Origin of the sequence: Streptomyces griseorubiginosus, from assembly GCF_001514195.1 — a bacterium.
Classification (GTDB): Bacteria; Actinomycetota; Actinomycetes; order Streptomycetales; family Streptomycetaceae; genus Streptomyces; species Streptomyces griseorubiginosus.
This window is the reverse complement of sequence record NZ_KQ948750.1, coordinates 138,714-149,940: the sequence shown is the minus strand read 5'-3', so window position 1 is coordinate 149,940 and position 11,227 is coordinate 138,714. Positions and strand designations below refer to the sequence as shown.

Genomic DNA, 11,227 nt, shown 5'->3' with positions numbered 1-11,227 from the left:
ACTCCAGCAGGATTTCGCTGTCTGACCTGGCCTTTTCGCCGGGTGGCGGGAGTGTAGCGGGACTTCGATCGTGCGGGGGCGGTCTCACGGAGACCGCCCCGCGATCGTGCGGCAACGCCGCAGGTAGTGACAGCGGCGGGGCAGCCTCCGAGAGTGATCACCGAGTCTGCCACCGCGCAGTGGGACCTCGAACTGGACGATCTCTTCCTGACCATCGGGCACCGCTTCGGCCGAGTCGAACTCCGCCGCCGCATGCGGGACTACGTGCGTGGTCCGCTCGCCCCGGTGGCCCGCAAGAACAGCTGGCAGCTGGCCGAACAGGCCGGGCACTCCACCCCCGACGGCCTGCAGCACTTCCTCGCCGGATCGAAGTGGGAGCCCGTTGTGCGTCGCGCAGGCGTGATGCAGCAGGTGCGGGTACAGCTCGGCGTCCGGCCCCCGGAAGGTGCAGCCGGGACGCCGTCTTCAAGGCACGCCGGAACGTGGCCGGCACGAGCGCGGGCGAGATCGGCATGTTGAGAGCCGCCACCGCGCCCGGCACCCGCTCGGACGGGAACAGGGGGCCAGAGGGTGCTCTGGGTCGTCCCTGAACATCCCGCGGACCTCTTCGACGTACCACCACAGCAGCTCACGGCCCTGCTGGAACAAGAACGCCTCGCGTTACCGGGGCCCCAAACCGCGTGCGTCCTTGCCCTCGACGATGAACCGGCCCCACTGCCCGGACTCCCAGTGCACGTCCGAGACCCACGCCGCACAGCTCGGAGGCCCGGCCCGCACCCCAGACAGGTACGCGATCTTCGCCATCACGTAGTCGCGGCAGGCTACTGCCTCCTTCCGCGGGGCAGGCAGAGCCTTGCGCCACCGCGCGAAGAAGTCGGTCATCGCCCGCTGCGACGGCGGCACGCGCAGGCCGAAGTCCCCACGGTGGCGTGGCCGGTTGAACGGATCGACGGGCGACTCGACCACGGCGCCGAACAGGCGACTGATCTCCCCGGCGTACCGCTGTTCAAGGAACGCGTAGAAGCCGTCGATGTTGGTGATCTTCGCTCGCACCGTGGACCGCGCCCGCTTGCCCACGCCCGCGAAGTACCGGTCCAGGTGCTTCGGCTCGATCCGCCAGGGGACCGTTGCGTAGTGATCGCACAGCTCGATCACCGGCTTCACGAGCTTGTCGATGGTGCCCGGCATCAGCCCGACGGCGTCCCTGGCCCACTGGTACTCGGCCAGCACGTCCAGGAAGAACGCTTGCTCGTCCGCCGGATCCGACGACGCCGACCGCCGCCCGTGCAGCGTGAAGACATCGGCCAGAGGCATCCCGGGGCTTAGTGGATCCTCGTTGTGTCGGGCATGCGGCGGCAAGAGCGCCAGGCGACGAGTTTCCGATTCCTCCACGGATCCGCAGACTAGGGCCTTTACTCGCAGAACAGTAATCGCAGGAATCTCACGCCATCGGGTGACGAGTCGAACAGGCCCCGTTGACCTGATGACTTAGGGCGTTTCTCCCGCAGCTCGCCACTCCGGAACCCGTACGTGCTCCGGTTACGAAGTGGGCCGGCCTCTCCTGTGCCGCGAGGGCCGCTGTGGCACCGCGGCGGGCGAGCCGGTTCTGCAGCTGCTCCAATGCGAAGTGGCCGACGCGTCACATACGACCAGCTCGCCGTCCACCGCGGTCGCTGCCGCGCCTGGAGCGCAGCGTCGCTGGCCCACCGCAACGGAGACGCGAGCCAGGATTCCGTCCTACGTGGGCTCGCCCGCCCAGCCAGGCCGCAGATCAGGGTTGGACAGGGAGGTGATTATCGGCTCCGGCAGTGTCCGGGTCACCTTGATGCCCTCATGCCTTTTACGATGCCTGATTGCCCGCCCGCACCCGTATGTGATCATGTCGGAACAAATGATGGCAAACTCAAGAGGCACGGAGGTGCTGGCGGGAGGTAAGGGTGGATCTGGACGCTGTTGCGGATGAGCTGTACGCCCTCGCTCCGGGCGACTTCACGGCTGTCCGGGGCGAGCGGGCCAAGGCGGCGCGGGCTGCCGGTGACCGGGAGCTGGCCGAGCAGATCCGTCGGCTGCCTCGCCCCACCCTGGCAGCGTGGGCCAGCAACCTGCTGGTGCGTGAAGAGCCGGATGAGGTGCAGCGGTTGCTACGGCTGGGGGAGGGGCTGCGCCAGGCCCACCAGGATCTGGACGGCGATCAGCTGCGCGAGCTGTCGGCACAGCAGCATCAGGTCACGTTCGCTCTGGCCCGGCAGGCCGGCCAGCTGACGGCACGGGCCGGACAACGCCTCAGCGACGACATGCGGCAACAGGTCCAGGACACCCTGCACGCAGCACTGGCAGACCCCGAGGCCGCCGAGCAGTGGGCGAGGGGTCGTCTGGCCAAGCCGCTGGCCGCCCCTACCGGCTTCCCCGCCCTTTCCGTACAGCGTGCCCCGGCCGCCGCTGCCCGTCGCACCAGGCCCGCCGGCGAGGCGGCCGCTCTGAATGCCGAAAGCGCCCGGCGCCGCGAGCAGCAGGAGCGCCTGGAACGGGCCCGCCGACAGGCCGCCGATGCCGAGCAAGAGCTGCACGACCGTGAGGGCGAGCTGGCTGCCGCGCAGGAGGAGCAGCGCCGCGCTGAGGAAGATCAGGAACTGGCCGAACAGCGTGTCACCGACCTGTCCCAGCAGCTTCAGGACGCCGAACGCGAGCAGCAGCGGACCCGCGAGGCTGCTCGCAAGGGCCACGATCACGTACGGGCCGTCGACCGGACTGTCCGCGAAGCTCGGCGCCGGGCGACGGAGACCGCCGCTCACGCCCAGGAGCTCGCCGAACAGACACGGCACCAAGCAAAGAAGGGCAGAGGCTGAGCGAATCAATTCAGCTGCCACCGCCTTTCGCAACCGGCGGTCCCGACGCCACCGCCTGGCACGCCAGGCCGCCGAGTGGGCCAGCACGGCCCGGGATCGTGATGGACGTGCGCCGGAGCATCGAGATAGGAGGACGACCTGGTCGCGGACACCTGTCTACGCGTCGGGGACGTGCGTGGGACCGTCCGCGTGGAGAGCGTCCTCCACGGCGGAGCGATGGTCTACGGCGATCTCGCCACTGCGCCCCAGGCCAGGATCGGTTCGGCGACGCAGTGGTATGCGTGCAGCCAAATTTCTCATGGTCATGGCTTCCGCTAGGAGGCGGGGGAGGCGCTGTTGCGTCGGGTCTCCGCGAGGTGGATGTCGATGTACCGAGTGAGGATCACTGCGTCCTCCGGCTCATCGGCCTGGAAGGTGACGCGGCGCAGCAGGCTGACCCCGTCGAGCGCAACGCCTTCGCGAGCGAGGACGAAAACGAGCGCGAGGAAGGCGGACCGGGCATTGCCGTCGTCGAAGGGATGGAAGAAGCACACGTCGAGATAGGCCCGTGCGGCCCGGGCAGTAAGGGGGAGGAGCTGCCCAGTCCGGCGCGCGCTCTCGGCCAGGCAGGCGTCCAGGCGGGCTCGTGTGTCCGGACCGATGCCGTAGCGTTCCCGGCCTCCCTTGGCGAAGGCCGGCAGGTCGCGGAACGGTGGCGGCTGCGGTGTGCCCAGAACATGCTGCTGCCAGCGCTGGAGCCGTTCGAAATCGAGCAGGGCGCCGTGTGCCGCATCGGCCCGCAGCAGATCCAGTGCGGCAAGCATGCCCCGTGCGCGGTCGGGATCCAACGCGCCGTCGAAGGCACGTATGTCGTCAGCCGCCCCGTCGCGCGAGGGAGCCACCGGCCCGTCCCCACCGCCGCCCGGCGCGTCCCGCCAGGGCACTGCCGCACGCACCGCGAGCCAGCGCTCGAGATGGTCCGCTGCGGGGCCGGCCGATTGTGTGCCGTCGTCTGGCCGCAGCGACATCGCCAGCTCCTCCGCGACGTCGTCAACCAGCACTGTGTCGGGGCAGGTCCAGCTCGCGAACCTCCCGCCGACAGCCTCGTCGACCAGTTTCTGTGCGCGGTCGGGCGCGACGCCCCAGCGGCTGAGGAACCAGGTGAGCACTTGACGGCAGTGCCCGTGCCAGCCGCTGCCGCAGCCGGTGCGGTCGGTCACCTGCAGGATGAGGTTCCGGGCGGCACGCTCCCACAGAATCCGCTGGTCCTCGATGCCGGCCAGGTCCAGGGGGTACTCGTCGAACCACCCGGCGAGACTCTCCAGCCACTCGCGCCATTCGCGCAGCGCCGCAACCACACGCGTGAGCGTTTCCTCAGGAGTGGTGATCGAGTGCGGTGCGCAGCACCAGTTCCCGACGGGTCCTCCGTCGAAGTCACCTTCGTCATGCGCCCAGCGCCAGCCCACCGCCCAGCGGCCGTAGTGCTCGGCCAGGGCCTGCGACATGGCGTCGGCCCAGGGCCGTCCCTCGCTCCAGCTCCAGTCCCTCAACTCTGGGTCATCGGAGGGGCTGGGCACCTTCCGGGCGGCACCAAGCGACCGCACTGCCTTCGGTGCTGACGCGCTATCGAAGAAGTGTTGGGCGGGATCGACATCGTCCCAGGTCAGGAAGCGGGGGGCCAGCTCGACAATCACCGCGCAAGCCTGCCTTCCAGCCGACGGCAGTTCAAACGGATATTGCAGGGTCCGAAGGAAGCAGGGCGCGGGCGGCGCCGAACGCCGGGGAAGGGGGCGCCGTCCCTGGGGCGCGCCGGACCCGGCCAACGTCGGGTAGCCGGACACGCAAGCTCGCTGCGGCACTCGCGCCGGCGTGCACCGTGCTCAGCTGGCTCCGCTCTGACGCGTGCGCGACCCGCATCGTCAGCTGCTGGGGTGCTTGGTTCGCTTCTGGGGGCTCTGGTTGCGATTCCTGTGGGGGCTTACAGCTGGCGTTGTCAGTGGTCTGTGATCGGATGGCTGGACTTTGCCCCTTGATCTGCTGGGAGACCATCATGACGTCTTCGTATCCGTCCGTGACTCGCGTCTTGGCCGAGGCACTTGTCGATGTCCTGTGGTTCATCGAGGGCAGCGAGGATGAGCAGATGGATCAGGACGATGCGGTCAAGGTGATGGAGGGCGTCGCCCACACGCTCAGTACGCTGCCTGATGATCAGCGGCAGGAACTGGTTGCGCTGGTTGGGGAGATGGCAGCCGCCGAGACCGATTCGGCTCGTCGCGAGTTCCTGGACGAGTTCCCGGAAGGGTTCGGGCTGGTCGATGATGAGTTGTGAGCAGCGCTTACGGGAGTAGAGCCGGACGAGCTTGCGTAAGGCTGGCGCGGTCGAATATCTGGCGCTTCAGCATCTTGATGCGGTTGCGATGGCCTTCGACAACCCCAGAGGTTCACGGCTGCGAGAGTCCGGCAGTCGCGGACTGCGGTCGTGCTCCGGATGCCGGGCCAGCTGGTGGTCTGGCGGCTGCAGGGGAGACGTGCACGAAGGGAACGCACAGGCTCAGCGAGTGCGTCCGGTTCGGACAGTGCGCCGGCACTGCCTTGAGCGAGAGCCGGCCGCTCTCGCCCAAGGCGGCGGGGTGAAGTAGTCACACCGGCCAGGGCGCGGTGCTGACGGCAGCGACCAGCACGATCAGCCGCAGGCTGAGGATGCGGCAGCCGAGTGGATGAGGCTCACAATCTGCAGCCGGACACTTCGGCCCGTGATCCGCGGTGTCCTCAGCCGACACCGTCGACAGGAGCATCCTGCCATCCGGGCAGGGCCAGCTCGCCGTCGCGAAGCGACCAGACCGGCTGCTGTTGGGACGGCGGGCCGGCAAGGACACACCGGGCTCGAGCAGTGCCGCTTCCCGTGCCTTTCGCAGGACCTCGGTCGAGGCGTTCTCGGCGGCATCCGAGTTCCTGACGAAGGGCTGGGCGGCGAGCGCCGGATGGTTGACCGCCGGAACTGCGTACGACGTGTAGAGGCGGTGGAAGGTGCGGCTCTCGTCGTTCGGCCAGTGGCCCAGGGCATCATCGCCTACGCCTACGCCTACGCCTACGCCTACTGCGACACCGACTCGCCGACCCCGAGGAAGACCACCTCGTCCCCCCCTCCAACTCGGCGGCGTGCCCCGCGATCCCGCCAACCTGTGGCCTGAGCTCTACGCCGGGGCACCCTGGAATCAGAAGGGGTAGGCGGGGATGTCGCCCCGGACGGTGACCCACTGCTGCTCGGTGAAGGCCTCGAGGTTCGCGGTGGCGCCGCCGTGACGGGAACCGTTGCCGGAGTCGCCGCGCCCGCCGAACGGCACGGTGGCCTCGTCGTTGACCGTCTGGTCGTTGATGTGCACGAGCCCGGTGGGAATGCGTTCGGCCAGTGCCAGCCCCTTGGCGATGTCCCGGGTCAGCACGCCCAGCGAGAGTCCGTACTCGGTTCCGGTGGCCAGTCTCACCGCCTCTTCCAGATCGTGGAAGGGCACCACGGGGGCGACCGGGCCGAATATCTCCTCCTGGTAGGCGCGTGCGGTCAAGGGGACGTCGGTCAGCACGGTCGGCCGGTACAGAAGGCCCTCGTAAGTGCCACCTGCCACGAGCCGAGCGCCTGCCGCCACGGTGTCGTTGACGACAGAGTGCGCGGCCTGCAGCTGCTGCTCGTCGATCATGGGGCCAACTGCCACCTCGTCCCTCGCCGGGTCTCCCACGGTCACGGCATTCGCCCGCCGGGCCAGCGACTCGACATACTCCTCGGCGATCGACGCGTGCACGAGATGCCTGCTGGAGGCCATGCAGATCTGCCCCGCGTGGTGGAAGGAGCCGAACGCTCCTGCGGACGCGGCCTTCTCCACATCCACGTCGTCCAGGACGATCAGCGCCGAGTTGCCCCCCAGCTCGAGGTGAACGCGCTTCAGATGCCGCGTCGCCGCTGCCGCGATCGCCTTTCCGGCCCGCGTGGATCCGGTGAACGCGATCACGGGCACCTGGGGGTGATCCACCAGTGCCGCGCCCACATCTGCTCCCCCCGGCAGTACGTGCAGCACGCCGCTGGGGAGTCCCGCCTCCTCGAAAACCCTCGCGATCACCACACCGCCGCAGATCGCGGTCCGGGGGTCGGGCTTGAGGACGACGGCGTTTCCCAGAGCCAGCGCCGGAGCCACCGCCCGCATCGCCAGCACCATCGGTGCGTTGAACGGGGAGATCACACCGACAACGCCGACCGGCCGCCGGCGGGAGAACGACAGACGGTCCTCCACGGAGCGGAGCATCTCCCCGAACGGCGCCGCCGACAACGCCGCGGCTTCGTAGCACTCCTCCGCTGCCCCGTTGGAGGTCTGGAAGTCTGCGAATGCCCTCAGCGCCCCCGACTCCCGCACGATCCAGTCGGCGATCTCGGAGTGATGCTCTTCGAACAGGTGCGCAGCACGCCGCAGGACCTGTGCCCGTTCGACGTACGGCAGCGCCGCCCACTGCTGTTGTGCCCGTACCGCCTGCTCCACGGCCCGGCCCAGGTCGTCGGGCGTGGCCGCACCGACACGCGCCAGCGTCTCGCCGGTCGCCGGCTCGAGCGCGTCGTACGACTCGCCCGAACCCTTGATCCACTCGCCGGAGAAGATCCGTTCCGACCAGGTGCCTGCTTCCAGAAACGTCATGATGTTCTGCTCCTCGTAAGGTGATGGGAGGTCAGCCGCTGCCGCGATTGACACCGCCGACCGTCGGTCACGCCGAAGCATGACTCCGGGCGGGGGGCTGGGACGAGTCGAGTCGCTCGAAGTGCCCTTGGTGGAACACCAACGGCCTCACCTGCGGAAACAATGCGGTTCCGCGTAGCCGTAGTACGGCGATCACGTGGTCGCCCGCCTCGACTTCGGAGTCCAGCGCGCATTCCAACCACAGCACCGTGCCCGGCAGGAAGACCGCGCCGGATTCCCCGGCCTCCCATCGGACATCCGCGAAACGGTCCTCCGCCGAGGAGGCGAGCGCCCGGCACAGGGTCCCGTGGTCCTCGGCGAGCACGCTGACACCGAGGCTCGGCGCCTGGCGCAGCGCCTCCCACGTGCGGGAAGTGCGTGCGGCACAGAACGACACCAACGGCGGTTTCAAAGAGACCGGCACGAACGAGCTCGCCGCCATCCCGACGGGCCGGCCGCCCACGAGGGCGCAGACCGCGACCACTCCGGAGGGCAGGTGACCGAACGCGTGGCGCAGCTCTTCGGGCGTCTCCTGGGATGCTTGCATCGACCCTTCTCTCCTCGCCGCCTGAGCGGTTCAGTTGATGCCGCCGTCGATGACCAGGTTGACGCCGGTCACGAAGTCGGCGCGGGGGCTGGCCAAGTAGCAGACGGCGGCGGCGATGTCCTCCGGCCTGCCGATGCGGCCGGCGGTCTGGCGGAACACCTCGACGGCGATGTGGCGCTCGTGCGCCTGCCACCCGCCCTCCAGCTGCAATTCGGCTGCGATGGCGGCGAGTTCCGCGGCGGAGCCCGGCGTGTGGATGATGCCGGCACTGATGCAGTTGGCCGTGATGCCGGTTCCGGCCAGGCCGCGGGACAGGCTGCGGGTCATGTTGATCTCCGCTGCCTTGGCCGCCTGGTAGTCGGGGAAGTTGGGCGGTTGGTGCAGGGCGACGGCGCTGGCGATCTGGATGACACGTCCCCAGCCGCGCTCCCTCATGGCGGGTACCAGGCTGTTGACCAGGGCTGCGGTCGAGATCACGTTCAGCTTGTACGTCTCGAGCCAGTTGTCGGGCGAGGTCCCGAACCAGCCGTCGCGCTCCCAACCTCCATGACGTCCACCCGCGTTGTTGACCAGGATGTCCACGCCGCCGGAGTCGAGCAGCTGCCGACAGACGGCGTCGACCTGGTCGGGGTCCGTGAGGTCGCCGAGCACCTCGTCGGCCTGACCACCGTTCTCCCGGATCATCGCCGCGATCTTGGACGTGCGCTCCCCGTTCCGGCCGTGCACGACCACGTGGGCGCCCTCGTCGGCCAGTGCGCGCGCGATGCTGGTGCCGATGCCCGAGCTGCTGCCGGTGACAAGGACTCGCTTGCCGTTCAGTTCAAGGTTCATGGTGTCTCCTGGTCGAGCTCAAGCGACGGGTTCGACGATGCGCGGGGCCTCTGCGGCCTTGGCCACTCCGGGCACGGCCGCCATGCCGTCGGTGAACGGTGTCTGTCCCATGAGATGCCGTCCGCTGATCTCCGCCGCCGGGTCGAGCCGGGTGGAGCCGTGGGTCAACGCCACCCGCGCATCGCGTGCGAAGCGCTGAATCGGGTTGCGCAGACTGACCGTGGACGAGCCGAGCGCGATCTGTATCGCGTCGATGGCGGCACCACAGACATTGCCGGCGTGCACGAAGTCCATGGTGATCTCGGACTCCTCGGCAGCCGTGAACGGCTGCCCGTCGCGTGCCTTGCGGTCGATGTGGTCCGCGCGGCCGAACAGCAGGCTTTCCGCCGCGTTGATCATGGCGCGCGCCTTGCCCGCGACGACCTGCACCGACGGAGTGGCGGCCAGTGTGTCGTAGGGGAGGTTGAAAGGCTTCTTGCGCCGGCTCTGGTCGACGAAGCAGTCGAAGGCGCCCTTGGCCATTCCCAGGACGACGGCCATGGTCTCCATGGCCACGATGAGCATCAGGCCTCGGGCGTCGAGGGCGAAGCCCAGCCCCGCGTAGCGTTGGTGCAGGCCGTCCAGACGCCCCGGCATACCGGCGAGATCCGCGACGCGCCGTTCGGGGACGAAGACTTCCGCAGGTGTCGTGACGCTGTTGCTGGACGAACCGGACAGTCCCATGACGTGCCAGTCGTCGACGATCTCGTACTGGCCCCTCTCCAGCAGTGCCATCGCGCGTGTCGTGGTGCCAGGGGCGGTTTCCACCTCGATGCCGACGACCAGATAGGCGGCGTGCTTGGAGCCGCTGCCGAAACCCCACTTGTTCCCGGCCTCGATCAGGTAGCCGCCCGGAACCGGGCGGGCCTTCTGAATCCTCTCCGAGAACAACGAGGCGCTTGCCACGACCGGCCCCGGCCACTGCGGAGCGCGTGCGTAGACCTCGGTGACCGTCTCCTGCGGGAAGGTGAGCATGACCCGCGTGAACCCGCTCGCGATCATGGTGGTCCAGCCCGCCGATCCGTCGCCGCTCGCCGCCGCGCTGACGATTTCGGCCAGATCGCGCGCCCCCAGGGCGTAGCCGCCGAATTCCTTCGGCACTGAGGCCTGGAACGCTCCGGCGTCGTGCAGCGCATCGAGTGTGGGCGACGGCAGACAGCCGATTTTCTCGCCTTCCGGGGCATTCTCCCGGATCAGGGGTACCGCTGCCCGCACGGCGTCACGGATGCGGCGCCCCTCCGGTGTCGTGAACGGCGACTCGTGGATGGACCCTGGTTCACTCATAGCTGGCGCCTCTTTCATATGCATATCCCTTCGCTCACCAGGCCGATGCTGTGCCGAGCGGCAGGATTTCTCGTATTTCGTCGATACTGCGTATTTCGTTGTCGACCACTTTGAAGAGGGCCATCATGTAAAAGGAGCCGTTGTCGGGACGCGGGCTTCCGGGGACGGGGTGGAAGTCGACGACGACCACACTTGCCGCGATTCCGCGGGCCACGTCGACAACGGGACAGCGACGCCCACGGGCCTTCGGCCTGGCGCCTCGGGTGTTGTTCAGGCAGCTCGCGACGGTGTGCACGGTGGCGTCCGGAGACAGCAGAGTGGTGAGGGTGTTCGTCACCTTCTTGCCGTTGTCGTAACGGTCACATCGGTATCCGAAGCGAGCCAGGCTGCCGTCGCTTTCCTGCAGTGCGGTCCAGTAGCTGTCCGCCGCGAGGACCAGCCCGTCCCGGTCGCAGGCGCGGTCGGGCGGAACCGGTGCGTCGTAGAGCACGTCGGGTGCCAGCAGCTGGTCCACATCGGCGAAGTGCCCGCTCGGATCGGTACTGATGACGGCCTCTGCCTCGGTCACCTCGTCCCCGACGACCTTCAGTCGCAGGCCGAACGGCCGGCGTTGTCCAGCTGTGACGACGACCCCCATGGTCATGAGCTGGCCCTGGACCGGATCGGCGAAGGTCTGCAGGCCGAGGAAGTCCTCGGCGGTCGCCCAGAGCCCGTGCCCCGGGGCGGTCTCACTGGCGTTCTCTGTTGCCCGGAAAGAGCGCGCGAGGCTCGCGAGGCCTGGATCGTGACCCACCAGACTGTCCAGGAATCTCTCCCCGTGTCCGAAAAGGACGCGCTCGGATTCCCAGTCGTGTTCTATTCCGGCACCACTTGCCAGGGTTCGCATTCCTGCCTGCCTCCTGTACTTCACGTGGACAATTTCCATCGGTCCAGGTGGCTTTACTCTAGGACTCGGCCTTTCCGGTAACCAGACGGCGGATTCG

Annotated in this window: 9 protein-coding genes and 1 pseudogene; 3 read left to right on the top strand and 7 right to left on the bottom strand. The window is 68.5% G+C overall.

Annotated elements, in window-relative coordinates:
- Nucleotides 1–153: 153 nt before the first annotated feature.
- Nucleotides 154–361, top strand: a pseudogene (locus tag AQJ54_RS41740) (IS701 family transposase); the annotation flags it as partial.
- Nucleotides 362–660: 299 nt separating this feature from the next.
- Here the strand turns inward: AQJ54_RS41740 and AQJ54_RS41735 are convergent.
- Nucleotides 661–1,314: a hypothetical protein gene (locus AQJ54_RS41735; RefSeq protein ID WP_062019186.1), complete on the bottom strand. Its 654-nt coding sequence runs from the start codon at nt 1,312–1,314 to the stop codon at nt 661–663.
- 623 nt (nt 1,315–1,937) lie between these two features.
- Here AQJ54_RS41735 and AQJ54_RS44665 point away from each other — a divergent pair.
- Nucleotides 1,938–2,846 carry a hypothetical protein gene (locus AQJ54_RS44665; RefSeq protein ID WP_079070302.1) on the top strand — a complete coding sequence of 303 codons (909 nt, stop codon included), beginning with the start codon at nt 1,938–1,940 and terminating at the stop codon, nt 2,844–2,846.
- A 314-nt stretch (nt 2,847–3,160) separates the two neighbouring features.
- On the opposite strand, the gene AQJ54_RS41725 is transcribed toward AQJ54_RS44665, so the two are convergent.
- Complete coding sequence (locus AQJ54_RS41725; RefSeq protein WP_062246718.1) at nt 3,161–4,519, bottom strand: Fic family protein; 1,359 nt, start codon at nt 4,517–4,519, stop codon at nt 3,161–3,163.
- A 356-nt stretch (nt 4,520–4,875) separates the two neighbouring features.
- Here AQJ54_RS41725 and AQJ54_RS41720 point away from each other — a divergent pair, with 356 nt between their 5' ends.
- Nucleotides 4,876–5,154 carry a hypothetical protein gene (locus tag AQJ54_RS41720; protein WP_248845589.1) on the top strand — a complete coding sequence of 93 codons (279 nt, stop codon included), beginning with the start codon at nt 4,876–4,878 and terminating at the stop codon, nt 5,152–5,154.
- Between the two features lie 886 nt (nt 5,155–6,040).
- Here the strand turns inward: AQJ54_RS41720 and AQJ54_RS41710 are convergent.
- From AQJ54_RS41710 to AQJ54_RS41690, 5 genes are all read right to left on the bottom strand, one after another.
- Nucleotides 6,041–7,504 carry a benzaldehyde dehydrogenase gene (locus AQJ54_RS41710; protein WP_062246713.1) on the bottom strand — a complete coding sequence of 488 codons (1,464 nt, stop codon included), beginning with the start codon at nt 7,502–7,504 and terminating at the stop codon, nt 6,041–6,043.
- A gap of 67 nt (nt 7,505–7,571) precedes the next feature.
- Entirely contained in the window at nt 7,572–8,090 is a 519-nt protein-coding gene (locus AQJ54_RS41705) for a flavin reductase family protein (protein WP_062246711.1), read from the bottom strand.
- 30 nt (nt 8,091–8,120) lie between these two features.
- Nucleotides 8,121–8,921 (bottom strand): SDR family NAD(P)-dependent oxidoreductase, encoded by an 801-nt coding sequence (locus tag AQJ54_RS41700; RefSeq protein ID WP_062019179.1) that lies wholly within the window; start codon nt 8,919–8,921, stop codon nt 8,121–8,123.
- 18 nt (nt 8,922–8,939) lie between these two features.
- Nucleotides 8,940–10,244 (bottom strand): acyl-CoA dehydrogenase family protein, encoded by a 1,305-nt coding sequence (locus AQJ54_RS41695; protein WP_062246709.1) that lies wholly within the window; start codon nt 10,242–10,244, stop codon nt 8,940–8,942.
- Between the two features lie 34 nt (nt 10,245–10,278).
- Entirely contained in the window at nt 10,279–11,130 is an 852-nt protein-coding gene (locus AQJ54_RS41690) for a DUF8021 domain-containing protein (protein ID WP_246090823.1), read from the bottom strand.
- Between the last annotated feature and the right edge of the window lie 97 nt (nt 11,131–11,227).

Bases quoted from the DNA above. Each gene is read 5' to 3' on its own strand.
- AQJ54_RS41695 (WP_062246709.1), bottom strand. From the start codon at position 10,244: ATGAGTGAACCAGGGTCCATCCACGAGTCGCCGTTCACGACACCGGAG.
- AQJ54_RS41705 (WP_062246711.1), bottom strand. From the start codon at position 8,090: ATGCAAGCATCCCAGGAGACGCCCGAAGAGCTGCGCCACGCGTTCGGT.
- AQJ54_RS41710 (WP_062246713.1), bottom strand. From the start codon at position 7,504: ATGACGTTTCTGGAAGCAGGCACCTGGTCGGAACGGATCTTCTCCGGC.
- AQJ54_RS41720 (WP_248845589.1), top strand. From the start codon at position 4,876: ATGACGTCTTCGTATCCGTCCGTGACTCGCGTCTTGGCCGAGGCACTT.
- AQJ54_RS41735 (WP_062019186.1), bottom strand. From the start codon at position 1,314: ATGCCTCTGGCCGATGTCTTCACGCTGCACGGGCGGCGGTCGGCGTCG.
- AQJ54_RS41700 (WP_062019179.1), bottom strand. From the start codon at position 8,921: ATGAACCTTGAACTGAACGGCAAGCGAGTCCTTGTCACCGGCAGCAGC.
- AQJ54_RS41690 (WP_246090823.1), bottom strand. From the start codon at position 11,130: ATGCGAACCCTGGCAAGTGGTGCCGGAATAGAACACGACTGGGAATCC.